The 25,612-nt window shown below is 41.5% G+C and carries 22 protein-coding genes; 4 read left to right on the forward strand and 18 right to left on the reverse strand.

Annotation, left to right across the window (positions count from 1 at the left end; genetic code table 11):
• Positions 1-5 precede the first annotated feature (5 nt).
• From AWH02_RS09135 to pcrA, 9 genes are all read right to left on the reverse strand, one after another.
• Positions 6-746: an acyl-[acyl-carrier-protein] thioesterase gene (locus AWH02_RS09135; protein WP_060553490.1), complete on the reverse strand. Its 741-nt coding sequence runs from the start codon at positions 744-746 to the stop codon at positions 6-8.
• Between the two features lie 3 nt (positions 747-749).
• The gene (gene hemW, locus AWH02_RS09140) at positions 750-1,880 is read right to left on the reverse strand and encodes a radical SAM family heme chaperone HemW (RefSeq protein WP_060553489.1); all 1,131 of its coding nucleotides are present in this window, start codon (positions 1,878-1,880) and stop codon (positions 750-752) included.
• Between the two features lie 139 nt (positions 1,881-2,019).
• On the reverse strand, positions 2,020-3,765 hold the full coding sequence (locus tag AWH02_RS09145; protein ID WP_060553488.1) for an ABC transporter ATP-binding protein: 1,746 nt from the start codon (positions 3,763-3,765) through the stop codon (positions 2,020-2,022).
• Complete coding sequence (locus AWH02_RS09150; RefSeq protein WP_060553487.1) at positions 3,758-5,524, reverse strand: ABC transporter ATP-binding protein; 1,767 nt, start codon at positions 5,522-5,524, stop codon at positions 3,758-3,760. Before AWH02_RS09150 ends, AWH02_RS09145 begins: the two co-directional genes overlap by 8 nt.
• An 18-nt stretch (positions 5,525-5,542) precedes the next feature.
• Positions 5,543-6,154: a TetR/AcrR family transcriptional regulator gene (locus AWH02_RS09155; RefSeq protein WP_060553486.1), complete on the reverse strand. Its 612-nt coding sequence runs from the start codon at positions 6,152-6,154 to the stop codon at positions 5,543-5,545.
• Between the two features lie 173 nt (positions 6,155-6,327).
• On the reverse strand, positions 6,328-6,744 hold the full coding sequence (locus AWH02_RS09160; RefSeq protein ID WP_060553485.1) for a GNAT family N-acetyltransferase: 417 nt from the start codon (positions 6,742-6,744) through the stop codon (positions 6,328-6,330).
• A gap of 36 nt (positions 6,745-6,780) precedes the next feature.
• Positions 6,781-8,061: an O-acetylhomoserine aminocarboxypropyltransferase/cysteine synthase family protein gene (locus AWH02_RS09165; protein ID WP_060553484.1), complete on the reverse strand. Its 1,281-nt coding sequence runs from the start codon at positions 8,059-8,061 to the stop codon at positions 6,781-6,783.
• A gap of 98 nt (positions 8,062-8,159) precedes the next feature.
• On the reverse strand, positions 8,160-8,558 hold the full coding sequence (locus tag AWH02_RS09170; RefSeq protein WP_060553483.1) for an NUDIX hydrolase: 399 nt from the start codon (positions 8,556-8,558) through the stop codon (positions 8,160-8,162).
• Positions 8,555-10,843, reverse strand: a complete 2,289-nt coding sequence (gene pcrA / locus AWH02_RS09175; RefSeq protein WP_060553482.1) for a DNA helicase PcrA — start codon at positions 10,841-10,843, stop codon at positions 8,555-8,557. Before pcrA ends, AWH02_RS09170 begins: the two co-directional genes overlap by 4 nt.
• A gap of 199 nt (positions 10,844-11,042) precedes the next feature.
• Between pcrA and AWH02_RS09180 the strand changes: the two genes are divergently transcribed.
• The gene (locus AWH02_RS09180) at positions 11,043-12,230 is read left to right on the forward strand and encodes a cation diffusion facilitator family transporter (protein ID WP_060553481.1); all 1,188 of its coding nucleotides are present in this window, start codon (positions 11,043-11,045) and stop codon (positions 12,228-12,230) included.
• Positions 12,231-12,332: 102 nt separating this feature from the next.
• Here the strand turns inward: AWH02_RS09180 and lepB are convergent, their stop codons facing one another.
• The 4 genes from lepB to AWH02_RS09200 all read right to left on the reverse strand — a co-directional run bounded on the left by lepB (position 12,333) and on the right by AWH02_RS09200 (position 18,721).
• The gene (lepB, locus tag AWH02_RS09185; protein ID WP_045503418.1) at positions 12,333-12,890 is read right to left on the reverse strand and encodes a signal peptidase I; all 558 of its coding nucleotides are present in this window, start codon (positions 12,888-12,890) and stop codon (positions 12,333-12,335) included.
• 89 nt (positions 12,891-12,979) lie between these two features.
• Positions 12,980-14,485 (reverse strand): pyruvate kinase, encoded by a 1,506-nt coding sequence (gene pyk, locus AWH02_RS09190; RefSeq protein ID WP_060553480.1) that lies wholly within the window; start codon positions 14,483-14,485, stop codon positions 12,980-12,982.
• A gap of 52 nt (positions 14,486-14,537) precedes the next feature.
• Positions 14,538-15,548 (reverse strand): 6-phosphofructokinase, encoded by a 1,011-nt coding sequence (gene pfkA / locus AWH02_RS09195; protein ID WP_008809277.1) that lies wholly within the window; start codon positions 15,546-15,548, stop codon positions 14,538-14,540.
• Between the two features lie 71 nt (positions 15,549-15,619).
• Positions 15,620-18,721, reverse strand: a complete 3,102-nt coding sequence (locus AWH02_RS09200) for a DNA polymerase III subunit alpha (protein ID WP_060553479.1) — start codon at positions 18,719-18,721, stop codon at positions 15,620-15,622.
• Between the two features lie 262 nt (positions 18,722-18,983).
• On the opposite strand from AWH02_RS09200, the gene AWH02_RS09205 reads away from it, so the two are divergent.
• The 3 genes from AWH02_RS09205 (at position 18,984) to AWH02_RS09215 (ending at position 21,213) form a co-directional block, all read left to right on the forward strand.
• Positions 18,984-19,688: an ABC transporter ATP-binding protein gene (locus AWH02_RS09205; RefSeq protein WP_060553478.1), complete on the forward strand. Its 705-nt coding sequence runs from the start codon at positions 18,984-18,986 to the stop codon at positions 19,686-19,688.
• A gap of 11 nt (positions 19,689-19,699) precedes the next feature.
• Positions 19,700-20,500, forward strand: coding sequence for a hypothetical protein (locus AWH02_RS09210; protein ID WP_060553477.1), 801 nt, complete (start codon positions 19,700-19,702; stop codon positions 20,498-20,500).
• A 122-nt stretch (positions 20,501-20,622) separates the two neighbouring features.
• On the forward strand, positions 20,623-21,213 hold the full coding sequence (locus AWH02_RS09215; protein WP_060954926.1) for a hypothetical protein: 591 nt from the start codon (positions 20,623-20,625) through the stop codon (positions 21,211-21,213).
• A 98-nt stretch (positions 21,214-21,311) separates the two neighbouring features.
• Here AWH02_RS09215 and AWH02_RS09220 read toward each other — a convergent pair whose 3' ends face one another.
• The 5 genes from AWH02_RS09220 to AWH02_RS09240 form a co-directional block, all read right to left on the reverse strand.
• A complete protein-coding gene (locus AWH02_RS09220) occupies positions 21,312-21,623 on the reverse strand; it encodes a hypothetical protein (protein ID WP_060553473.1) in 312 nt (103 codons plus the stop codon).
• 46 nt (positions 21,624-21,669) lie between these two features.
• The gene (locus tag AWH02_RS09225) at positions 21,670-22,515 is read right to left on the reverse strand and encodes a DUF4300 family protein (protein ID WP_060553471.1); all 846 of its coding nucleotides are present in this window, start codon (positions 22,513-22,515) and stop codon (positions 21,670-21,672) included.
• Positions 22,516-22,549: 34 nt separating this feature from the next.
• Complete coding sequence (locus AWH02_RS09230) at positions 22,550-23,092, reverse strand: ClbS/DfsB family four-helix bundle protein (RefSeq protein WP_060553595.1); 543 nt, start codon at positions 23,090-23,092, stop codon at positions 22,550-22,552.
• A 58-nt stretch (positions 23,093-23,150) separates the two neighbouring features.
• Complete coding sequence (locus tag AWH02_RS09235; RefSeq protein WP_060553469.1) at positions 23,151-23,648, reverse strand: hypothetical protein; 498 nt, start codon at positions 23,646-23,648, stop codon at positions 23,151-23,153.
• 86 nt (positions 23,649-23,734) lie between these two features.
• Positions 23,735-25,492 (reverse strand): glycoside hydrolase family 13 protein, encoded by a 1,758-nt coding sequence (locus tag AWH02_RS09240; RefSeq protein ID WP_060553467.1) that lies wholly within the window; start codon positions 25,490-25,492, stop codon positions 23,735-23,737.
• Positions 25,493-25,612 lie beyond the last annotated feature (120 nt).

Here is a 25,612-nt window from a genome sequence, read left to right on the forward strand (position 1 = left end):
TCTTCCTAACTTTCCTGATTAAACTCTTGCCAGGTAACCAAAGCCTGAGCATTCACTTCACCTTCACTGGAAATCTGGTGATTACTTTGTAGACCATCTAAGTCGTAGCTTGAAGCAATCATGCCGCCTGGTCGAACTTCTTTGACATACTTGAGATGGATTTTCTTAGGAATATACTTCATGAGGAAATCCGCTCCCATGACCTCAAAAATCCAGTCCAGATACTTGCTATTATTGACATGACCGTTCATATCTAAGTCGTAAAAGCGCACATGATAATCCTTGCTGACAGGATTTTCTAAAGCTGGATACTTGGGGCCACGCAGTAATTTCTTGGAAAAATCGGACTGATAAGGAGCGACAATCTCAGGTTCAACTGCATGAACCTTGCGACTATCCCGATCCATAAGGACAAAGGTTGCCATCATCTGTATAATGGCTTCACCCGCTTCATCAAAAATCGTAAAGCGACGGTAGCAAAAAAGCCGGTTGTAGCTCAAGGCTTCAGTCTCGATAGTAATCTCCTCTGCAAAGCGAGGCAGACGTGTCACATCGATATCGTAGTCCGTGATAATCCAGACTAGGTTATATTGATCTAACATATCCTTATCGCTGACGCCAAGCTCGATTGACTGCATCCCCGATACCTGCAAGGACAGCAGGATGACATCTGGAAGCTTGATATGGCCATTCATATCTGCCATATCAAAAGGAATTTTCATTTTCATTTGATAAGTTAAGCCCATGATTTACTCCAATATAAATTTCTCAGCAACCGTATCGCCCAAAAAGAGGCCTTTCTTGGTCATACGCACGATGTCTCTGTCCGGCACTAGCAAGCCCTGCTCAGTCAGTTCAGCCACAACTGCTCCGTATTGACCTTCAAAGGAAAGGCCGAATTTTTCCTCAAAGCGCTTTTTAGAAACACCTGATTTCTTCCGCAGTCCTAGAAACATCTCTTCTTCTATCTTTTCTTTCAGCGTCAGCACTTCTTCCTGCACGCGGGTATTGCCTGCTTCCACCGCCTGCAGATAATGACGAATTGGCCCGTGGTTTTTATAGCGAACACCATTGACATAGCCAGACGCTCCCGCTCCGATACCATAATATTCAGCATTGTCCCAGTACATGAGATTGTGACGACTCTCAAAGCCTGGCTTAGAAAAGTTTGAAATCTCATAATGCTCAAAACCTGCTTTTCCCAGCTCAGCTATAATGTATTCAAACATCTCCGCTTCCAAGTCTTCCTTGGGCAGAGGCAACTTCCCTCGTCGCATCCGATTCATGAAGACCGTATGATTTTCCAAAATCAAGCTGTACAGACTCATGTGGGGAATGTCCAGGGCAATAGCCTTGGCAACATTGATTTTCACATCTTCCATAGTCTGCTTGGGCAGGGCATAAATCAAATCGATCGAGATATTGTCAAAACCAGCTTTTTTGAGATTGGCAATATTCTCATAGATGTCCCCTTCCGAGTGACTGCGGCCAATCTGCTTGAGCATGCGGTCATTGAAGGTCTGTACGCCCAACGAAACCCGATTGACAAGCGAGTCTTTAAGTACAGCAATCTTCTCCTGATCCAAGTCCCCAGGATTGGCTTCAATAGTCAGCTCTTCTAGATAAGACAAGTCAAGCTTGTCAGTCAGCTTTTCCAGTAAAAAAGCCAATTGAGGAGCAGATAGAGCGGTCGGAGTTCCGCCACCGATATAGAGGGTACGGAGCTTTTTGATGTCGTAAGAATCATACTCCTCAATCAAATGCTCCAGATAACTATCTACTGGCTGATTTTTGATAAAAACCTTGGAAAAATCGCAGTAATAACAAATCTGAGTACAAAAAGGAATGTGTACATAAGCAGAGGTTGGTTTGGTTTGCATAGTACTTATTATACCATATATAGACAGTCAAGAGAGAAAGTTATCTTATATCTTACATTTTATATTAGAAAAGTAGCAAACAAATAGCTTGCTACTTTTCTTATTACGATGTGAATTTCCTGTTAGCTAAGATAATTCTTTAACTTTCCGTATCTATCCGCCAGCTGGCGGCTGTTTTTCTTTCTTGGATAAACTTACTGTAGATACCTTGTTTAGCTAGTAAGTCTTGGTGTTTACCCTGCTCGACAATGCGGCCTTGATCCAGCACCAAAATCTGGTCTGCATGCTCAACCGTCTTGAGTCGGTGGGCAATCATGATAATGGTCTTATCGCGAGTCAAAGCTTGAATAGCCTGCATGAGGGCTTCTTCGTTTTCTGGGTCAACATTGGCTGTTGCTTCATCCAGAATGATAATAGGTGCATCCTTGATAATAGCCCGTGCAATGGAAATGCGCTGACGCTCACCTCCAGAAAGACTAGCACCTCCTTCACCAATCTTGGTGTCATAGCCATCAGGCAGCGATAGGATAAAGTCATGACAGGACGCTTTCTTAGCAGCCTCTATCACTTCTTCCTGACTGGCCTCCGGCTTGCCAAAACGAATGTTATTGGCAATGGTATCCTCAAAGAGATAGACACTTTGGAAGACAAAGCTGAAATTACGAATCAGGCTGTCATAGCTGTAATCCCTGACATCATGCCCGTCCAGACTGATACTTCCCTGGTCCACATCCCAGAAGCGGGCAATGAGGTTGCAGAGCGTTGTTTTGCCTGATCCAGAAGGTCCGACCAGAGCAGTTGTCGTCTTTTCGGGAATGGTAAGGGAAACCCGGTCAATGATTTTCTTATTTCCATAAGAGAAGCTAACATCTCTCAGCTCAATCCTGCTGCTCTTAGGCTCAATATCCTGACCGCTGATGTCCATCGGCTGGATAGCCAAGACTTGATTGACCATATCAACCGACAAATCAACAATGCGCAGGAGAGAAGAGAAAGAGCCAACGCCGTCTAGATTTTCATAAATCATAAAACCACTGACAATCATCATAATGGTTACCAGCAGCTCCATACTGCCATTGAGATAAAAGTAGATAGAGAAAAGCCCCATAAAGAGACCGGTCAGCTTGGTCACCATACCCTGGAGGGCAATGTAAGGTGAGGTCACGAGTGTCATTTTGGTATCTAGCTGACTCTTGCCTTCAATAGCCTTGGACAGCTTCTTGGCAGAACGGTTGACCAGATTGTAGTTCTTAACTTCAGCAATCCCTTGGCTGTACTCCAAAACAACGGCTACTAGGTCCATATCCGCCTGATACTTGTCATCAGAAACCTTGCCAACTTGCCAACGCATGAGGGTATTTGGCAGGAGAAAGAGGACGAGACCCACCAAGAGAACCAGTCCAACACGCCAGTCATAGAGAAAGACCAAAACAGTGATGAGACCAGTAGTTAGAAAGCCCTGCACAGTCATCATAACCACTCGCGTAGCTACATCAGACAACCCTTCCAGCGTATTAGTCGTAACACTGGTAATCTTGCCCAAGCTATTTTGATTAAAGTAACCCATGGGTAGATAGCGCATGTGCTCGGCAATTTCAATCCGCTTCTGAGCACAGGTATGATAGCCTGCTTCCGTCTGCAGCATGGTAATTTTCAGGGTAATCCAGACGTTTAGGACAGTTGATACCAACATGATACCCAGAGCCAGCCAGAAGGTCTGCATAGAGAGATTCTTCTCAATCAGTCCCATAACGACTAGGCCGATTGCTGGAATACGCAGAGCAATGATAAAGGACTTGATGACGCCCAGATAAATAGATTGATAAAATTTCCTACGGTCCTCTGCCGTACAGAAATCAAAGAATTTCTTCAATATGTTAAGCATGAGTCAGCCCTCCTTCCATTTCACCACTATCCCTAGTAGCAATATGGGCTTGCCACATGGAAGCATAAAGCGGACTTGCTGTCAGCAATTCTTCATGCCGACCTCTAGCTTCAATCCGACCATCATTGACCAGGACTATCTGGTCAGCACTCATGATTGTAGACAGTCTGTGGGCAATGACAATCAAGGTCCGTCCTTCAATCAGACGAGCTAGACTGAACTGAATCCGTGCTTCATTTTCCGGATCTGTATAAGCAGTCGCTTCATCTAAGATAAGAATTGGCGCATCCTTAAGCATAGCACGGGCTATGGCAATCCGCTGACGCTCCCCGCCAGATAGATGACCGCCGCCAGAGCCTACTTGAGTTTCAAAGCCGTCTTCCAAGTTCATGATAAAGTCATAACAGCCACAGCGACAGGCAATTTCGATGACCTCTTCATCAGATGCTGCTGGATTTCCCATCCGGATATTTTCCATAATAGTCTCATCAAAGAGATAGTTATCCTGGGTCACGTAAGCAATCTGCCGACTGTAATAGTCTAGCGGAAGCTGACGAATATCCAAGCCACCATAGGTAATCTGACCAGAACTGACATCCCAGAAAGAAGCTAGAAGCTTGGCAATTGTAGACTTACCTGAGCCTGATGGCCCAACCAAAGCATTGATGCTGCCAGCCTTAATATCTAGCGAAATACCGTGCAGCACTTCCTCTTCATCCGTATAGCCAAAGCTGACATCCGTCATGACCAGATCCCTTCCTTTTGGAAGTTCTCTCAGCTCCTGAGGCCTTTTCAAATCAGGCTTTTCCAAAATATCAATGACTTGACCAAAAATAGTCCCGATTTTCCGTAAATCGTCCATGTAGCTAGCTACTAAAATCAGAGGAGTCAGAAGACTGAGCGACAGAATAATCATTAGAATGAAATTGCCGGCAGTCAAGCTACCTTGCAGATAGAAATAACAGCCAGCCGGTAGTAGAAAGAGCAAGCCTGATGGCAGAAAAGCAGTCACAATCCCCATCTCCAGATTGAACTTGCGCATCCACTCAATAAAGCAGTCTGCTCCTTCTCTAGCAGCCGTCACAAACTTATCGTATGAAAATTTTTCCTTGCCAAAGACCTTGATGACCTCAATCCCATTGATGTATTCCACCGCTGTATCATTGAGTTTTTTGGTCTTGACCAGAGTATTTTGATAGTCCGCTTCGCTATTGGCAGCCATCCGAACATAGGCCAGCACCACAATAGGAATAGTCAGGAGAGACAGCAAGGTCAGCCGCCAATCAATGACCAGCATGGCAATGAGGACAATAATCGGACCAAAAATTCCAGCAGTAAACTCTGGAATCAGGTGAGCCAAGGTCGTTTCGGTCGCATCCACCCGCTCAACGATAATGTTCTTATAACTGCCTGATGACTGACTAAGCACTATACCTAGAGGCAGCCTAGCTAGCTTGTCTGTCAGGCGGCGCCGCATTTCCGCTAGAATCTTAAAAGTAGCCGTATGCGACAGCATGGTGGAAATACCGTGAAATCCCCAGTAGCCAATCCAGGCCAGACCTGCCCAAGCTGACTGCTGCAGGTAGAAGTCCCAGTTTTTATTGCCCGCTAAGAGCTGATTAATCATTCCACCAATAAAGAAATAAGGCAGAAATCCTGAAATCACAGAAGCAAAGGCAAAGATCAGACTGAGCACAAAATATATCTTATGAAGGGAAACAAAGTCCCAGATCCAAGCAAGGACAGATTTTTTCTTCATAGAATTTCCTTCTTTCTATCAAAAACCTAGCAAACCTCCCCAGTCAAACAAGTCCATGATGGAATGGCAAAATTCCAGCGCCTGCTCTTGGGGCCAGTCTTGAGCCAAAGGCTCAAATACAGCTGTATAATAAGCTGTCATGCACGATCGCAGAAACTCGTATTTGACCAAATGATTAATTCTCTCCTCTTTGTAAGCCAGCTCCAAATAGCGATAAGTCTCGTCTGCAGCCAAATGAGGCAGACGCGTCCTGAAGTCCGCTTGCGAAGAACCCTGAGATTTAAAGAGCATGAGTTGCATAATATCCTTATGCTCATAGAGAATCTGCATCAGGGACTGGAGATCCTCCAAGCGATGGGCCCACATATCAGACAGGTGTCCCTCTTCTAGGAAAGCATAGTCACGTCGCTTCTGCTCTTGTCCATACTGGTCTAAGGCTGTCATAGTAGGCTCAAGCAGGGTAGCAAAGAGACTGTCCTTACCCTCATAGCGCTTATAAAGAGCACCAGTCGTCAAGCCAGCAGCGCGACAAATTCTTCGCAATGAAGCATCCTGATAGCCATAAGCCAAGAACTCACTCCTCGCGCTTTCCAAGATTTTTTCGTTTAGCTCATCTGTTTCTTTTTTCATGATTTTAAATTGATAACACTGTTATCGCCTTTCTTCTTTTATTATAAATTCTGACAATTTAACTGTCAAGGAAAAACAAAAAAGACCGAGAAATATTTTCATCGGTCCAGTACTATTACTTTTCCTCTTGTAAACATGACAAAAGGAGCTTATTAACAAGCTCCTCTAGAATTTTACTTTTTATTAGGTGCATAAATCATGCCAGTACAGTCGAAATCTTCCTGTCGGCGAAAGCCGAGTTCTCGATAAAAAGCTAGATTTTTATCTGACTGCTCCGTTGCCAGCTGAATTTGGTAAACATCTTTAAATCTTCCCAACGTCTGCTGAAGAAGGCTCCGGCCAATCCCCTGACGCTGGTACTGCGGATATACCAACAAATCCTGAATGAAGACAATGGTAAGCCCATCTCCGACCACTCGGATCAAACCAACCAACCTGTGTTCGTCATAGGCCGCCATCACAAGCAAAGACTGATGGTATGCCTGCTCTAACCGCCGAGGGCGATTGGTGTAATTGCTCCAACCCACCGAAGCATAGAGATCTAGTACTGCCGCAAAATCTAGCTGTGGATTGCAAACATAACGGATCACACCAAACACCTCCTTCAAACTATGATTGACCTATTCTTATAATTGATCCAAGGCTATTCTTAAATCCTCTATCAAGTCATCCACATTCTCCAAACCGATAGAGAGACGGATTTGGTTTGGTGTAATGCCTGCTGCCAGCTGAGCATCTGGCGACATCTGACCGTGAGTCGTTGTAGCTGGATGGACAACCAGAGACTTAGCATCTGCTACATTGGCCAAGTCAGAGAAAATCTCTAGGCTGTCAATAACCTTACGAGCTTCTTTCTCCCCACCTTTGACATTAAAGGTGAAGATAGAGCCCACTCCTTTAGGGAAATATTTTTCTGCCAGAGCATGATAAGGACTGTCAGCAAGTTTGGGATAATTGACCTGCTCGACCTTAGGATGCCCTGCTAGGAAATCAACAATCTTCTCGGCATTGGACACATGGCGCTCTACACGCAAAGAGAGAGTTTCTAATCCTTGCAGGAAGAGAAAGGCGTTAAAGGGAGACATGGCTGCGCCCGTATCGCGCAAGAGCTGGGTCCGCACAGCAGTGACAAAGGCTGCTGCTCCGACATCGCGCGTATAACTGATATCATGATAGCTCGGGTCCGGGTCCACAAACTGCGGAAACTTACCAGAAGCTTCCCAGTCAAAACGACCACTGTCCACAATCACACCACCGATACTAGTTCCGTGACCGCCGATAAACTTGGTCGCAGAATGCACCGCGATGTCCACTCCATGAGAAAAGACATTGATCAGATAAGGCGTGGCAAAAGTATTGTCGGAAATCAGCGGAATTTTATGAGCATGAACCAGATCTGCCAAAGAATCAAAGTCAGGGATATTAATCAGCGGATTGCCCAAACTTTCAATCAGAACCAACTTTGTATTGTCCTGAATGGCTGCTTCTACTTCAGCCAGATTTTCAATATCCACAAAAGTCGTGGTAATGCCATAGCGAGGCAGGGTTTCCTTGAGCAGATTAAAGGTACCACCGTAGATGGTAGAGGCTGCTACTACATGGTCGCCAGCATGGGCCAAAGCTAGAATGGTATAGGTAACAGCTGCCATACCAGAAGCTGTTGCTAGAGCTCCGACTCCACCTTCCAAAGCCGCAATCCGCTCCTCAAAAGCAGACAGAGTCGGATTGGTAATCCGAGTGTAGATATTGCCCGGCTTACGTAGGGCAAAAAGATCTTCTCCCTCCTGAGTATCATCAAAAACATAGGAAGTTGTCTGGTAAATAGGCAGAGCCCGTGACTTGGTTGTCGGGTCAACTGTCTGTCCGGCATGAAGCTGCAGGGTTTCAAATTTAAATTCACGTGTCATAAGGTCACCTCACTATAGTTATGTGATAAGTCTACCACTAAACGCCTCGCTTGACTAATAGAATTTCCTTATCAAAAGAAATAAAGAGAAGCTATATCTTATAGCTTCTCTTTTATAATCTCAAAAGTCGCTTGATTGCTGGGCCAGTACAACTGCGACGAAACTTTTTCTAAAGCTATCCACTGAGCTCCCACATGCTCATCAGAAATCTGGATGTCCTTCTGCTCTGTCAGAGCTAGAAAAAGATTCTTGTGGATGGTCAGATTTTCATCAATCTTTACTGTAAAATCTCCAAGACTAGTCAGATTTGAACAAGCTAAGAGCAAGCCGGTCTCCTCTTTTATTTCACGAAGGCAGGCCTCTTCTGGACTCTCACCGCTCTCAATCCCACCAGTAATGGGCTGCCAAAAGGAAACAGGATCATCCTCAACTTTCAAGAGCAAGATTTCTCGTTCCTCTGGATGATAGATCCAGGCTTCAATCGACTGCCTCATCATGATTTTTTCTCAATCGGTGCTATGCTGGCCAGTACTTTCTTCAGACCGACTTCTGGGAAATTAATCTTGAGCTCTTGACTATTTCCACTGCCAGAGACTGCCAGAACAGTCCCATCGCCCCATTTCTTATGGTGGGCAATATCTCCGATAGCCCAAGCAACTTCCGGCTTAGATGGCTGGCTCTGACTGCTTTTTCCAAAAGGCAGACCGCCTGTAGAAATGGAACTTGGTGCCGCCTGACGCTTCCGCTCTTGTAGAGCCTGGGCCAGACTCATGCCCTGGCCGAATTTGCTTGTATCGCTATTGGTATTACTGACCTTAAAGGAGCTGTTTGCTGGCCTAGCTAGTCCCTGATAGTCTAGCAGGTCTGAGCTGATTTCTCTCAAGAAGCGAGTAGGTTGATTATAGTTGGTTTTACCATAAAGCATACGGGAATTGGCGTTGGTCAGATAAAGAATCTTCTCTGCTCGGGTGATACCGACATAGGCCAGACGCCGCTCCTCCTCCAGCTCATCCTCATCTTCAGACGCCCGACTTAGAGGGAAGACATTTTCCTCCATACCAACCAGAAAGACGACCGGAAATTCCAATCCCTTGGCCGCGTGAAGGGTCATCAGAGTCACTTCGGAACTCTCCATATCTCCGTCATCTGTGTCCGCAATCAAGGCTAAGTCATTGAGAAAACGGCTGAGCTTATCTAGGCCAGACTCCTCAGCAGGATTATCTGGACTTTCATCAAAGTTCTTGGTTACAGATAGGAATTCTTCGATATTTTCAATCCGTGCTTGGCTTTCCAGCGTTGCCTGAGCAGCCAAGGCTGCAGCATAGCCTGTCTTTTCCAACACGGCCTCTACCAGCCCCGTCACTGTATAATCATCCAAGCGCTCCCGTAAATCCAGAAGCATATTGGCAAAATCATAGACCGCCTGAGCAGCCTTACCCTTGACTGGTGACAGCAGGATATTGGCCGATGCATCCAGTAAAGAGATTTCCTGACTGGACGCAAAATCTCGAATTTTCTCCACCGTTCCTGGTCCAACACCACGCTTAGGCTCATTGACCACGCGCTCATAGCTGATATTATCGCTAGGATTGGCGATGAGATTGAGATAAGAAATAACATCGCGGATTTCCTTACGGCTGTAGAACTTGGTTCCACCGACCATGGTATAGGGAATATTGGACTTGAGCAGGGCTTCTTCCACTGTACGTGACTGGGCATTGGTCCGGTAAAGAACTGCAAAATCCTTATGACTGTATCCTTCTCGGCTCAGCTGATCAATAGTTCGGGCGACAAAAAAAGCCTCGTCCTGCTCGTCATTAGCCCGATAGTAGACAATTTCCTCACCGTCTTCGTTTTGAGTCCAGAGATTTTTGGGACGGCGGTTGCGGTTGTTTCGGATGACTTCATTAGCCGCTTGAAGGATGGTCTTAGTAGAGCGATAATTTTCCTCAAGCAGGACTACCTTAGCTTCCGGATAATCCTTTTCAAAGTCCAGGATATTCTGCATATCGGCTCCCCGCCAGCCGTAGATAGACTGGTCAGCGTCTCCGACCACACAGATATTCTTAAAGCGGGAAGCCAAGAGCTTGACCAGCTGGTACTGGGCATGGTTGGTATCTTGATATTCGTCCACATGTATATACTGGTAGCGTTGCTGGTAGTAGGTCAAGACATCAGGATTTTGATCAAAAAGGCGCAGGGTCAGCATAATCAAATCATCAAAGTCCATGGCCTCAGACTGGCGTAATTCCTTTTGATAGGCCGTGTAACACTTGGCCACAATCTCTGTATACATATCACCAGCTAGATTTGCATAGGCCACCTCATCAATCAGGTCATTCTTAGCATTGGAAATAGTACCCAGAATGGCGCGCTCATTCCATTTTTTAGGATCTAGATTGAGATTTTTGAGAATCCGTTTCATCAGAGTCCGCTGCTCGCCCGGATCAACGATCGTAAAGTTGCGGTTGTATCCAATATGGTCTGCTTCTCGCCGCAGGATGCGTACACACATGGAGTGGAAGGTAGCGATTAAGCAATCTTGGGCCTCCGTTTTAAGTTTTTCAGCCCTTTCTCTCATCTCCCGCGCCGCCTTATTGGTAAAGGTAATGGCGAGGATATTCCAAGGATTGACCATCTTCTCATCAATCAAATAGGCAATGCGATGGGTCAGGACACGGGTCTTACCCGAACCAGCCCCAGCCATTATCAGTAAAGGCCCTTCTGTTGTTTGAACCGCCTCAGCCTGACGGTCATTCATACCGTTTAATAAAGGATGCATTTTTCTTCCTCTTTCAAAGTCAATGCTATTATTATACCAAAAAATACCTTCAAAGGGTGTACCGAGTCAACAGAATCAAAAGATAAAAAGCAAGAAAGTTGCAACAATCTCCTAGCTCTTTATATAAGCTACCCCTACCAATGTTTATTTGAAAAAAAAGCAAAAAAAGGCTATAATGTACTATCTGAAAGGAGTAAGCATGAACAATCCCTCAAAAAACCTCAAACTGGCAGAACAGGGTGCCTTACTAGCTATTGTCACCTATATCCTTCTTTCTACCGCCAAGCTGATTGCAGGCTCTATGCTCCACTCTTCTAGTTTGACTGCTGATGGTTTCAATAACATTTCTGACATCGTCGCTAATATTGCAGTTCTTATTGGTCTACGAATGGCTCGAAAACCAGCTGATATGGACCATAAGTTTGGTCACTGGAAGATTGAAGATCTGGCAAGTCTAATCACTTCCCTAATCATGTTTTTTGTTGGACTGGACGTCTTATTTGAAACCGTTCAAAAGATTATTTCCAAACAAGTCACAGCCATCGATCCTCTAGGTGCAATCGTAGGTTTTATTTCAGCCATCATCATGACTGGGGTTTATCTCTTTAATAAAAAACTTGCAAAAAGAGCCAACTCTAAAGCCCTAGAAGCAGCAGCAAAAGACAACTTATCAGATGCTATCACTTCCCTTGGTACTTCAATTGCTATTATAGCGAGCGCCTTGAACTATCCCCTAGTTGACCAGCTGGTAGCCATTATTATTACTTTCTTCATCTTAAAAACTGCTTATGATATTTTTATGGAATCCTCCTTCAGTCTTTCTGATGGATTCGATGAAAGCCTCTTGCAAGATTATAAGCAAGCCATCCTTGAAATTCCTAAAATCACACAAGTTAAGTCCCAGCGAGGCCGCACTTATGGAAGCAATATCTATCTAGATATTATTCTTGAAATGAATCCAGACCTTTCAGTCTATGAAAGTCACGAAATTGCCGATCAAGTTGAAGAGATGCTAATGGAACGCTTTGGGATTTTCGATATTGATATTCACATTGAGCCCGCTCCCATACCAGAAGATGAAATTCTTGATAATGTCTATAAAAAACTCCTAATGCGTGAACAACTAGTTGACCAAGGAAGCCAGTTAGACAACCTACTATCTGAAGATTTTTTCTATATTTCCCAAGATGGTCGTCAGCTAAATAAGGCTGAATTTCAGGCTGAAAAATCCTCAGAAAAAAAGATCAAAAATTTTGAACTGATTTCTATCAGCCACAAAACCAAGCTTATCCGTTATCAAATTGACGACATTCTTCACACAAGCATCTGGCGATGCCATGAAAACTGGCAAAATATCTTCCATCAAGAAACCAGAAAAGGAGATTAAAGATTTCCTAAGTGACATAATCTTAGGCTTTAACTCAGATTGGCTTGAATAAGATCTAAATACCCAAAAAAGAAGAGACTTAGGCCTCTTCTTTTTTGTTTTCTACTTATTCTCAATAAAACCAAACTTCTTTAATGGGGAAATTCTGAATGAAATGACTCCCTGAATCTGCTTGCTTGAAATTAGACCAAACTCTCGACTATCTCTTGTATTTTGTCGATTATCATTTAATATCAAGTAGGAATCCTTCGGAATCTTACGAGTTTTTGAATCAGTCAGCATCTGCAGGCTAAAATCGTGCGTAAAATAACCTGAGTTACCTGGTGTTGCCAGGTATTTTTCCTTTATACTAGATAAGTAATTCTCAGTTTTAATCTTATTATTCAGATATAGGACGTCATCCATATAGATGAATGAATCATTTCCTTTGGCAATCACTCGTCCTACATATTCCTTACCATCTACTTCGTAAAGAACAAAATCTTCCCTCTGAATCTTTTCTCCTCTAATCGCTAAAACAAAATCATTCTCAGTAAGATAGCGGTTTGAATCTTGTGATTTTATTGTATAGGGAGTAAAAACTAATAGACGCAAGGCAACAAAAATGAAAATTGCTATCACAAGGATCAGCAAATTACGAATCAAATCTCTCTTAACCATCATCTCTCCTTTTTCACCCTATTATAACATTTTTTACTGAATAAAAAAAGCCAATGATTCTCTTGTAATCATTGGTTTCATGTATTTGTTTAGCGAACAGTACGAATACGCATTGTATTTGTACGAACAGCTTCTCCAACTGGTACACCAGCAACGATAACGATATCATCACCAGATTCTACAAGACCTGCTTCAACTGCTTTACGTTCAGCAATTTCAAACATGTCATCAGTTGATGATGGAGTGTCTGTCAACATTGGGATGACACCCCAGTTCAACATCAATCCACGCTCTGTCAATTCGTCAAATGTCAATGCCAAGATATCAGCATTTGGACGGTATTTAGAAATCAAACGTGCAGTGTGACCAGTCTTAGTCAAAGTTACAATCAATTTAATATCCATTGAGCTTGCTGCATCTTTAACAGCTGAAGCCATAACTTCTGTCTTAGAGTTACGTTCAAAAGTATCTGAGTTCAAACGTCCGTATTCGTTAAGAAGAGTTTGAGCGTTCTTGTCGATTGTTGCCATTGTAGTTACTGACTCAAGCGGGTATTTACCGTTTGCAGACTCACCTGAAAGCATAGTTGCGTCAGTTCCATCGATAACAGCGTTAAATACGTCTGATACTTCTGAACGAGTTGCACGTGGTTTTTCAGTCATTGTTTCAAGCATGTTTGTTGCTGTGATAACAACTTTACCAGCTGCATTTACTTTAGTGATGATCATCTTTTGGTAAACTGGAACCATTTCAAATGGTACTTCAATACCCATGTCACCACGAGCGATCATGATACCGTCAGCAGCTTCAATGATTTCGTCCAAGTTATCGATACCTTGTTGGTTTTCGATTTTAGCGAACAATTGAACGTGACCATTACCTGTTTCTTCACAGATAGCGCGGACTTCATTAACATCTTTTGCAGTACGTACGAATGAAATCGCGATGAAGTTGATTCCTTGCTCAAGACCGAAGCGGATGTCAGCATTGTCGCGTTCAGCAAGTGCTGGGAAAGGAATCTTAGTGTTAGGGATGTTTACACCTTTTTGCTTAGCGATAATTCCGTCGTTTTCAACTTCAACTTCAAATTCACGAGTTGCATCGTCTTTTGCAACAACGCGAAGACCAAGTTTACCATCGTCAACCAATACTTGACGACCAACTTCAACATCATCATAGATATCCAATCCACCAGCAACGTTCAAAGCAATCACTTCGCGAGTTGATTTGATTCCTTGTTTAGTTGCAACACGAATTTTTTCACCAGTTTTGTATGAAAATTCTTTTGCGTCACCTTCAAACAATTCTGTACGGATTTCAGGTCCTTTAGTATCAAGAAGGAAACCAACTTTTTGACCAGCAATTTCTTCAGCAAGTTTAACAGTTGCCATGCGTTCACCTTGCTCTTGGTGGTCACCGTGTGAGAAGTTGAAACGGAAAGTGTTTGCTCCTGCTTCAATCAATTTAGCAATGTTTTTAGCTGAAGCTTCAACGTCAAGTTTTTCACCCCAGTATCCGTCTTCACCGAATTTTTTACCACCACGGATTTCAACCGCTGGACCTAGTGTTGCAACAATTTTTACGCGTTTGTTCATGATCTTATGAAACTCCTTTTATATATTTGGCCATTCTGACCTTTATAACAAATTAAATAGAAATACTACGATTTAGACTAGACAAAGCAAGATCTGCCTTGTGCGGATTGTTGACGATAATCTTACCATCTTCCGCCAAGCTAAAGAGTGCTCCCTCTTCTGCTGTTCCAAGAATTGGATTTTCAACCATTTTCTCATTGCGGATACCAACGGCTACACCACCGATCCCTTTTTTAAGCAATTCAACAGCATGTGCTCCCATGCGAGAAGCAAGAACACGGTCACGAGCGGTTGGAGAACCACCACGTTGAATGTGACCAAGCTCAGTTACACGAAGGTCACTTGTATCACCAGCAGCTTTTAATTTTTCACCAAATTCATCCGCTGACATAACACCTTCTGCAAGAACAATGATATTGTGCTTCTTACCTTCCTCATATCCATGCTTGATGCTAGCCACAATCTCTTCAAATTTGAAACCTTCTTCAGGAACAATAATCTCATCTGCACCAGTAGCAATACCTGCCCATAGCGCGATATCTCCAGCATTACGTCCCATTACTTCAACAACAAAAGTACGGCGGTGACTAGATGAAGTATCACGAATCTTGTCAATCGCATCCATTGCTGTTGTTACTGCTGTATCAAAACCAATTGTAAAATCAGTACCAACGATGTCATTATCGATTGTACCTGGTACACCAACAGCCGGGAAGCCATGCTCTGTCAAACGCATAGCACCGTGGTAAGAACCGTCACCACCAATAACCACGACACCTTCAATTCCATGTTTTTTCAATTGCTCAATTCCCTTAAGTTGGCCTTCTTTTTGCGCAAATTCAGGGTAACGTGCAGAATGAAGGAAAGTACCGCCTCGAGAAATGATATCACCTACTGATGCAGCTGTTAATGGTTGAATTGAACCCGCAACCATACCAGCGTATCCATCATAGATACCAAATACTTCCATTCCTTCAGAAATTGCTTTACGAACTACTGCACGGATGGCAGCATTCATTCCAGGGGCATCTCCACCACTGGTCAAAACAGCAATACGTTTCATTCTTTTATGCTCCTTTTTATTTTAACATTCTTACTGATTATACCACAATCTTAGGGAAAATTCTTCCTTTTTTAGCGATAAATCGTTTTCATTGTAAATTTTTGTAAATCCTCTTGTAATTCCTTTGATTTTTCCACTTGGAAATGCGGTGCAGAGATTGTTTTACCATCAATTTCGTAGTGTAAAACAACTGGAATCGATCCCGGAAATCGTTGGAGGATTTCTGCAATCTGAATATCATGTTCATGGTTTTCTAACTGAATCCAAAACCGTTCTGAACTGGCTTCTATGGCCTCAGATAAAACCATTTGCAAACGACCGTCTCTTTCCTGAATTCGACCCGTTAAAAAATAAATACCTTTTTCTTTTATGCGATTCGCTAGCAACTTATAAGTTTCTGGAAACAGCGTCACATCCAGTTTCTTTTTGGTGTCAGTGACCTGCAAAAAGGCCATATTCTCACCATTTTTCGTTCGAATAACCTTGATAGACTGGACTTGAGCAAGAATTTTCGCCCTACTGTTTTCCGCTAGATCTCCAATCCAAGAAAAGGATTCTGTAGTTGCTTTGGCAATGGTCATTAAAGGATGATCAGATAAACCAACGCCAAGAATGGATTGCTCCAGCTCAAACTTTTCAGCCTGACTATAATCCTCAGCCTCTGTCCATGAATAACTGCTATCAGCAAAAAGACTTCCCAATTCTTCCACAAAAATGAAGAGGTTTGTTAGATTGTAGATTATCTTTTGACGGTTAGGTTCAAAACTATCAAAAAGGCCAATCTGAATCAGAGGAATCAAAGAAGACTCTTTCCGATACTGGGATGGTAAGCGTAGCAGAAAATCCTCAATTCCAGTAAAAGGTCGCTCTTCAATAATCCAGTAAGCTAGATCACGAGGAAGTCCCTTAATATTTTTCAGACCTAGAAAGATTTGATTCTCCTCGAATTTATCGCGATAAGGGACTGTATTAATGGTCAAGGGAGCAAGCTTAAATCCAAAGCTAAGTGCGTCCGTAACATAGTCACTGCTAGAGTAATTTAAAAGAACATCAAAGAAAACTTCTGGATAATGAGCCTTGAAATAAGCCAACTGAAAGGCTAAAGCTGAATAAGCGTAAGCATGACTGCGGTTAAAGCCATAGCCAGCAAATTTCTCCATGATGGCAAAGACTTCTTTAGCTTTCTTTTCTGAGTGTCCAAGCTTCATTGCGCCTGAAACAAACTCTTCCTCCATCTTATGCATTTCTACGGCATTTTTCTTCCCCATGGCTCGGCGTAAGATATCAGCTTTTCCTAGACTGAAGCCCCCAAAGCGCTGGGCAACTTGCATGACCTGCTCCTGATAAAGCATAATACCATAGGTTGGAGCCAGGATATCGTCTAAGCTTTCATCAATTGAAACAACAGCTTCACGGCCATGCTTTCTCTTGACAAAATTGTCAATATAATCACTGGCACCAGGTCGATTCAAAGAGGTTGTAGCGACTACTTCTTCAAAACAAACTGGTTGAACTCGCCAGAGTAAACTGATGGCCCCTGGCTGTTCAAATTGAAAGATTCCCTTGGTATCACCTGCAGCGAAAAGTTGTAAGGTTTTTTTATCCTCCAGATCAATGGACTCAATTTGGATGTCTATCTCGTATTTTTTTAGGACAGCTTCTTTCATTCGCTGGACAAAGGTTAAATTGCGCAAACCTAGAAAGTCCATCTTGAGAAGCCCATTACTCTCAACTCCGTGGGCGTCATACTGAGTAATGTACATATCCTCACCATATTTGAGTGGTATCTGATCCGTCAAATCATTGTCACTCATTACAACACCCGCCGCATGAATAGAGGTCTGGCGAGGGTTCCCTTCGATTTTTTTAGCGATGTCAAAGGCCTTTTGATACTCTAACTTACTATTGATAATCTGTCGGAATGCAATATTCTTTTCATAGGCCGTATTCAAACTATCACCAAAGCGAATTTTCTTAGTGATATTGGTCAACTCATACTCTGCAACTCCAAAGCGTTTGAAAACATCACGAATGGCCTGCTTAGCTCCAAAGGTTGAATAAGTCACGATTTGGGCAGCATGAAGTGTACCATAACGATCACGGACATAACGAATAAATTCAGGTCGGTATACATCTGGAATATCGATATCAATATCAGGCATAGTAAAGCGTTCCAGATTTAGAAATCGTTCAAAAAGCAAATTGTTCTTGACTGGATCAATCCCTGTGATTTCTAAGGCATAAGCCACCAGACTTCCTACTGCAGAACCTCGCCCCATTCCCATGTAATAGCCTTGGCTACGTCCAAAGCGCAACAAATCCCATACGATGAGGAAATAATCATCAAAGCCCATCTGATGAATAACAGCAAGCTCTTGGTCAAGGCGTTCCTGATAGAGAGAGCTTGTTAAGCCTCGTTTTTTCAGGCCAGCTTCTGAGCGCTCACGTAGTTCTTCCACTGCTGGACGTTCTGGATTAAAACGTGGCAATTTTAACTCTGTATCGATATCATAATGGACATCCTGAACCAGCCTTTCAAGATTTTCTAAACTCTCAGGAAAGGTCTGCTCAAAAGCGTCCCTAAGTTGCTCGGGTCGCAAAAAATGCTGACCGCTTGGCAAGTCCCCTACTTCTCTCAAACTAACATTCTCTCGAATAGCCCTCAGCATCTGTAGAGTTTCCAAGTCTCCTGTATCAAAATAGCGAACAGTATAAAGAGGTAGCGTAGGCTTTGAGAAATATTGGAGAGGAGTCGTTGGAGAAACCCCAATGTAATAATCTCTTCCCAGATCTAAATCATCAATTCCAGGATAAGCAGGAACAATCAGAGCCAAACCTTGCATCAAATGCTGAATATCTGACCACTCTTTTTTGTCAAGCATGATGAGAGTTGAAACCTTCATCAAATTCCGATAACCTTGGCTATTTATTGCCAACAATCGTAAGGACAAAGGCTGTCCATCTTTGACTAAATTCAAATCCAGACCTAAAAGCCCCTGAATTCCAGCTGCTTTCGTTTCTTCTAAAAAATGATAGGCTCCGTAGAGATTGTCCATATCCATAATCCCTAAGTGACTATAACCAAATTCTTTTGCCTTTTCCACATATTTTTTAATTGAGACTAGGCTGTCCATAAAACTGTATACTGTTTTAGTATCTAACTGTGCAATCACTGGCCTCTCCTTCGCTTGTAATCTTTAGTTTCTATTATACTAGAATTTAAAAAAAGAAGAAACCAATGACAAAAAAAGCCTTAGAGAATCTATGGAATCTCTGAACAAATTTGATTTTTTTTTTAACAAACTATATAATATCTTAAAAGCATATTGATTTTTAGCCCAAATAATACTAATTATATTGGCAACTAAGAATCAAATCTAATATCAATACCGCATGATGCTGTCTTGTTAGCTTTGTATCTTTTAGGAGGTTTATATGTCAACTTCATCTTTGCTTCGTTTGGAGCATGTTCAAAAGAATTATGGAAAGACTGAAGCTCTTTCTGGTGTTAACTTGGATATCCAACCTGGACGTATTGTTGGTTTGCTAGGACCAAATGGTAGTGGAAAAACAACTATCATCAAACTTATCAATGGTCTTCTGCAACCGACTTCTGGACAGGTTCTTATCAATGGAGAAAAACCTTCTCCTAAAACGAAAAAGGTTGTCTCTTATCTACCAGATACAACTTATCTTGGTGATAATATGAAAATTAAAGAAGTATTTGCTATGTTCAAAGACTTCTATTCTGACTTTGACGAAGAAAAGGCCAACCACCTTTTAGAAGATCTCAATTTAGACGAAAAAAGTCGTTTGAAGAATCTTTCAAAAGGTAATAAAGAAAAGGTTCAATTGATCCTAGTTATGAGTCGAAAGGCTGATCTCTACGTTCTTGATGAACCAATTGGTGGTGTGGATCCGGCAGCCAGAGACTATATTTTGAAGACAATTATTCAAAACCGTTCAGAGAATTCTTCTGTGTTGATCTCTACCCACTTGATTTCCGATATCGAAGATATTCTTGATGATGTCATCTTTATCAAAGATGGGGAAATCTTGTTGCAGGAAGATGCTAATGAGCTTCGCAGAAAACATGACAACACTATTGACCATATCTTCCGTGATCAGTTTAGAATTTAAAGGAGAGATTTATGTTTGGGAAATTATTAAAATATGAATTTAAAGCAGCCGGAAAATTATATGGCGTCTTGTTCTTAATTCTGGCTATTGTCTCATCAATATTTGGTCTGATGCTGTCTAACAGTATATCTAGTGGAATTACGTCAGATGATGCTGTCTCAGCAGTCTATTCATTCTTTACTATTGTATTCTTTTCAACCTGTACAGCACTTGTTATTTCTAACCTAGTCATTACCATTAGACGTTTCTATCAAAATATTTTTGGTCGTGAAGCATACTTGACTTGGACACTGCCCGCAAATGCCCATCAAGTCATCCTTTCAAAAATGACAATGGCAACTATTTGGTATATTGCGAGTGTCTTGGGAATTTTCCTAAGCATCATCTGGATGGCTTTTCTTGTAGCTCTTGGTTCAGGGGTTGATGTCCTCAATAAAATTGGTCTTCTTCTTTCCTACATCCCATTGATTCCTACTCTTCAAATAGCCTTCTATTTGCTTCTAGGTTCGATTTCTTTTGTATTATTCCTATACTTGTCTATTTCTATTGGACAGCTTTTCCAAAATCATCGCATTTTAATGTCCTTTGTAGCTGCCTTTGTTCTATGGATTATAATAGGAGTACTGAATCGTCAGCTTTATTTCACAAATCCTTTCATCTACGCGATTACCTATGCACAATATGTTGGTTCTTATTCCCAACCGCCTATTCAGTTTTCATTCCTGTCTGCTTATACTTATGAGATTATAAAACTTCTTCTTTTCTATTTTGGGGTTTACTATATTACTCGCACTAAGCTAAACCTTGAATAAAAATCTTAAATCATCAAAAAAACAATCAGAAATTTCTGATTGTTTTTTTACTCTAGTTTTCAAGGGCGCTTATTCGTGTTACAATAAGACTGTATATTATTTTATTTAAAGGAGTTGCTTTCATGCAAAAAGAAATCAAAGCTTCTGTTACGTCTTCACTAATCTGGGTAATTTTGGGGAGTCTTGGCCTGCTATTTCTTCTTTTTAATCTCCCATCTTCTCTCCAAAAGAATGACACTGTTGGACTTGTTTTCTCAGGAATCTTTGGAATTATTCTTTTGGGGATCGTTATTGCTTTTGGCCACTTGGCTATAAAAGCTCCTCAAAATATCCGAGAAAAATATCAAAGCATTTACGAACGCTATCCTGAGCTTGCAGACCAGCACCAGCTCATCCAAGAAAAGGCACTCGTTAAAGATGATTTTAACTCTCTTTATCTCTACCGAGACGCTCTCTTTCTCGTTAAAAAGAGACTTATTATGCCTGTTTACTTAGATGAAATTGAGTCCATCACTTTAAAGATCGAGTGGGTTCATGCTGGCAATGTAAAAACAAAAAATTTCTTCCTTTATACAAAAAATGGGAAAGAGCAACAAAAGATTGGTTTGGGAATCATCGATCCCAACAAATACCAACACTTGATGGCTTTTTTTGAAAAGTTACTAGAATTGAAACCTGACCTAGTTTTCCAAAACGAGGTTGAAAGTAAATAATATAAAACAAGTGACCGCATCTTTTATTGATGCCGTCACTTGTTTTTTTTGTATGCAAGTATTAAGTCAAACTTTTTTCAGACCAGCTTGAAATTCGCTTACTTAATCTTATGTTTATTCATCTTTTCTTCAAAAATGCTTGTCATAATGGCGCGCAATTCTTCTCTTTCCTTGTCAGGAAGTTCGCCTTGCTGCTTAGCGACAGCGTATAGTTCAAGATATTGCTTAGCAACTCGCTCAACAGTCTTGGTAGTCGCATGCCCTCTAACAAAGAAAGGAATTCTCTTAATCCATTCCTCAGGCACGAGTGCAAGAATCTTTTTAGCAGCTTCCTTATCGGAAATTTCTGCAGTGCTGAGCCCTTGATTAATCTGCTCCTGCTCTTTTTCTGTAAAATCTTTTAATTCCATACGCTAAATCTCCCTCTTCTATTTTCTTAATACTAACTGAAGCACACTACTTACCCTCTACCCACTTATCATTGTCCATGATAAAGGGCTTGGCCAAACCTTCCCCTGTGTAGTCTTTATATTTGGTCTGCAAGTATTTGTAGACATCTTCCTTGGTCGCAAATTTGATTGCCTGATAAGGCTCTTCAAAGGTCAGTTTTTCGATAAATAAATATCCGTCTTTATCTGGAACCAAGACACCGACATGACCTACAAAGAGAGAATCACCGTCAAGATTGTCGTGAACTATGACAGAAAGCATTCGAGCCTTTTCATTAAACTTGAACTGTTTGAAGTATTCCTCCATCTTCTTAGCATGGACTTTGACATCTTGAGTCGCTTCTGTCTTGACCCTTGAGAATAGAATATTGAACTCTTCCTTATCCTTGGCATCTAAGAGCTTGCCCTTGTCAATCGAGTCATTATCAATAAACAAAAGTTCGTCATCTTTTTCTATTTGAGGGATTTTGATGCTATTTTTCAGCAAAGTATAGGTATTGATCCGACAATTTGTCCCGATAAAGTCGCCCTTATTTGCCTGCCACAGAGGATTGATTTTTTCTACATCATATTCCGTTTTGGTAAACTTAGTGAAGTCACCCTTTAAGCCGGTTGATCCGACAAGTCCATTGTAGTCATTGACTAGATTGACAAAGTTATCGACACTGTCTTTATCCAAATGAGCTGATAACAAACTCCTCACTTCCTCGACACTCTTTTTATTGTTTAGATTTGAATAAGTCGATGTAGTTTGACTTGTTTGATTATTTTTCTGCGAACTAGCACAGGCCGCCAACCCAAAAGCAATAGCCAGGCAGGCGCAGGACATGATTATTTTGCTGTATTTTTTCATTCTGATTTCTCTCTCATTTCTTGTCTTCTACAGACTATTTTGCCTTACAATTTTTCTGATGAGCTTTCAATTTTTTCAGAGCCCAGTCATAATGGCTGGAAGTAGCACTTACAAAATAGGAACCTAGTACAGTCCCTCCGACCCATTTATAGACATTTTTTGAAAACAATTCTTCATTTGTAAATGTGTCAGCTAAGTCCAAAACATCTTGATGGGACTGATGAAAGATTTCAGTTGCCTTTTTTAGAGAAGTCTTTTGATGATTCTTCCAAAATTCCAGATTCAACCCTCCATAAGTCCTCCAGTTATAAGGTTCAGGAAGAAAGGGCTGCTCTTGGCCCTTTTGATTGGAATGCACCCAATTCAACAAGAGCTGATGCCATTCATAGAGATGAATCAAAACATCTCTTAGATTTTTATCTCGTCTCCAATGGGCCTCTTTCTTCTTTGCATCCCGAGAAAAATCAAAGGGCGTATTTAACTCTTGATCAGACAATTTGGAAATGAGAGTTTGTAACTTCTCAAAGTTTTCCTTAGCAGCTAGCATCAAATCTTCTTTAGTTTTCGGTCTTGGCATGAGATTGCACTCCTTTGTGTCTTTCAGCTCTTGGAAATCATTTTGCAAATCATCAGCATTATAAGATTTTCTCAATTTCCTTTGCTATTTTACTCTTTTTCAATTTCCTATATCTGATGTATCTACATAAAACAGCAGGATTCAAGCTGTAGGACAATTGCAATAGATAGTAATTTACCCACTCTATAAGAGCAAATATCCAAATCGAAAAAGAAATAATGAACGTGGAAACTTCTCCGTGATTCAATAATATCACAAAAATTCCAGTAGCTAGTAAAATAAAATCCAATTTCTTCAATATCTTGTAAATCTTTCCAGTATACTTTTCAGCAAATCTCGGATTGGAAATCCTATTGATTAAAATCCACCAAAAAATGGAACCTTGTATCAAGATAAAAGTTAGCAGAAATAAAGAGAAAGAAATAGAAATGAAGGCTTTAGTAGTGAGAATCCACTTTTTAAGCAGGAAAAAATTCATCCAAAATACTAAAACAGCTGCCAATTCCCCGCTAGCTAGATTAATCAACTTTTTCTTCAGAAGCTCTTTTGATTTCATCTTACACCACCATGAAAAAATTTTAACACTTTTAAAGAAGGAATTTTTAAGACCTTGTTTGTCCGAATTCCTTTGTTTCTACTCCATTACCTTCTAGACGCATCACAATAAACTACAAATCCCTTTGGTAAGATGACAAGTTGCTGGTCATCAGTTTGGCAATGACTCACCAAATCAGCTGAATCACTAGCTAACAGATAATTCTCATTCGACTGATTAAAAATGGCTCGGATTGCTTGATGATCATGTTGCCATTCTAAAGCTAGCACATCAGGCTTGATTTCTTCTAGACTATATCTTCCATACTGAATAATGTCCGCAGTTTCCTTGCGAAGCTGAATCAAGTTCTTCATAAAATTGAGCATGTCATTGTCATTGGAAACCCGGTCCCAAGGCATAACCCGTCTACAATCCGGATCCATACCTCCGCCCAATTCTAGCTCAGTCCCATAATAAATACAAGGCGCCCCTCTTTGTAAAAAGAGAAAGGCGAGTGCTAATTTGACAAGCTGGATATCCCCTTGAGCTGTCGTCAAGATGCGTTCCGTATCATGCGAATCCAAGAGATTAAACATAACTTCAGAAATCTGTTGCTTGTAGTACATGGACTGGCAGTTAATTTCAGATATGAATTGACTGGTCTTCTTGCTCCTGCTCAAAAAGTAGTCCTTGATACTATCGGATAGGGGATAATTCATGACAGCGTGAAACTCATCGCCATTTAGCCAAGGCTGAGACGTATGCCAAACCTCTCCAAGAATGTAAAGGTCAGGCTTTTTGGCCAAAACAGCCTTGCGGAAATCTCGCCAGAATTGGTGATCAACCTCATTAGCCACGTCCAGCCGCCAAGCATCAATATCAAAATGTTCAATCCAATAGGTCGCTACGCTTAAGAGATAGTCTTTCACATCAGGATTTGCCGTATTCAACTTAGGCATATAGCTGGCAAAGGCAAAGGTATGATAAGGCAGTTCTTTGGGATTCACAAGCTTGTCATTCGTCACTGGGAACTCTTGAATGTGGAACCAGTCTCTATAAACAGACTTTTCACCATGTTTGAGAACATCCTGCCATTGAGCAGATTGATCGCCTATATGATTGAAAACCGCATCCAGCATCACCTTCATGCCACGCAGATGAGCTTGATCTACCAGTTGACGGAAAGTCTCCTTGTCCCCAAAGTGTCGATCAATTTCAAAGTAATCCGTCGTATTGTACTTGTGATTGCTTGGCGATTCAAAGATGGGGCAAAGATAAAGTCCTGTAATCCCTAGGTCTTGCAAATAATCCAGATGGTCAATAATCCCCTGTAAATCTCCACCAAAGAAATCCGTAGTTTTAGGTGTGATTGACGAATCCCAATCTAGAGCTTCTTCTGGTGAAAGCTCAGCATTTCCATTAGCAAATCGTTCTGGAAAAATCTGATACCAGACCGTTTTTGAAACCCATTCAGGAACCTGGCAACCATCAATCTCATGAATATAAGGAAGTTTAAAGCCATTGCCTTCGTAATGAAGATTTTCTGGACTATTGTCTGTGAAACCTTTGTCTCCATACAAGACGCTTTGCCCCTCTTTATCCTCAAGCTCAAAAAGATACTGGAGCCTAGCAAAGCGCACAGAGATAGCTACTTGCCAATAATCAAATAAGGCTTCAGAGGTCACTTTGACCATCTCTTTCACATATTCATAAGAATCCTCAATAAAGATAAAGGGATCCCCATAGTGCAAAAGGATTTTCTTTATATCCTCTTTCTTAGTCCTTATTCTGATATGCACCAGACCTTCTTTATAAAGATAAGCATACTCCGACTCCGGTCTATGGTAAATGGCTGTTAATTCCATACTTTGTCTCCTAAACTTTCTCTTTTAACTTTTAAAGCAAACGTTTTCATAACGTGACTCTAGTATACTATTTTAAAAAAATGATTGCAAGCTATTGTCCAAGTTTGGGAATAGGAGGTA

It is taken from the genome of Streptococcus gordonii (assembly GCF_001553855.1).
Lineage (GTDB): Bacteria > Bacillota > Bacilli > Lactobacillales > Streptococcaceae > Streptococcus > Streptococcus gordonii.

Coding starts and splice junctions, on each gene's coding strand:
- AWH02_RS09135 (WP_060553490.1), bottom strand. CDS start 746: ATGGGCTTAACTTATCAAATGAAAATGAAAATTCCTTTTGATATGGCA.
- hemW (WP_060553489.1), bottom strand. CDS start 1,880: ATGCAAACCAAACCAACCTCTGCTTATGTACACATTCCTTTTTGTACT.
- AWH02_RS09145 (WP_060553488.1), bottom strand. CDS start 3,765: ATGCTTAACATATTGAAGAAATTCTTTGATTTCTGTACGGCAGAGGAC.
- AWH02_RS09150 (WP_060553487.1), bottom strand. CDS start 5,524: ATGAAGAAAAAATCTGTCCTTGCTTGGATCTGGGACTTTGTTTCCCTT.
- AWH02_RS09155 (WP_060553486.1), bottom strand. CDS start 6,154: ATGAAAAAAGAAACAGATGAGCTAAACGAAAAAATCTTGGAAAGCGCG.
- AWH02_RS09165 (WP_060553484.1), bottom strand. CDS start 8,061: ATGACACGTGAATTTAAATTTGAAACCCTGCAGCTTCATGCCGGACAG.
- AWH02_RS09170 (WP_060553483.1), bottom strand. CDS start 8,558: ATGATGAGGCAGTCGATTGAAGCCTGGATCTATCATCCAGAGGAACGA.
- pcrA (WP_060553482.1), bottom strand. CDS start 10,843: ATGCATCCTTTATTAAACGGTATGAATGACCGTCAGGCTGAGGCGGTT.
- AWH02_RS09180 (WP_060553481.1), top strand. CDS start 11,043: ATGAACAATCCCTCAAAAAACCTCAAACTGGCAGAACAGGGTGCCTTA.
- lepB (WP_045503418.1), bottom strand. CDS start 12,890: ATGGTTAAGAGAGATTTGATTCGTAATTTGCTGATCCTTGTGATAGCA.
- pyk (WP_060553480.1), bottom strand. CDS start 14,485: ATGAACAAACGCGTAAAAATTGTTGCAACACTAGGTCCAGCGGTTGAA.
- pfkA (WP_008809277.1), bottom strand. CDS start 15,548: ATGAAACGTATTGCTGTTTTGACCAGTGGTGGAGATGCCCCTGGAATG.
- AWH02_RS09205 (WP_060553478.1), top strand. CDS start 18,984: ATGTCAACTTCATCTTTGCTTCGTTTGGAGCATGTTCAAAAGAATTAT.
- AWH02_RS09210 (WP_060553477.1), top strand. CDS start 19,700: ATGTTTGGGAAATTATTAAAATATGAATTTAAAGCAGCCGGAAAATTA.
- AWH02_RS09215 (WP_060954926.1), top strand. CDS start 20,623: ATGCAAAAAGAAATCAAAGCTTCTGTTACGTCTTCACTAATCTGGGTA.
- AWH02_RS09220 (WP_060553473.1), bottom strand. CDS start 21,623: ATGGAATTAAAAGATTTTACAGAAAAAGAGCAGGAGCAGATTAATCAA.
- AWH02_RS09225 (WP_060553471.1), bottom strand. CDS start 22,515: ATGAAAAAATACAGCAAAATAATCATGTCCTGCGCCTGCCTGGCTATT.
- AWH02_RS09230 (WP_060553595.1), bottom strand. CDS start 23,092: ATGCCAAGACCGAAAACTAAAGAAGATTTGATGCTAGCTGCTAAGGAA.
- AWH02_RS09235 (WP_060553469.1), bottom strand. CDS start 23,648: ATGAAATCAAAAGAGCTTCTGAAGAAAAAGTTGATTAATCTAGCTAGC.
- AWH02_RS09240 (WP_060553467.1), bottom strand. CDS start 25,492: ATGGAATTAACAGCCATTTACCATAGACCGGAGTCGGAGTATGCTTAT.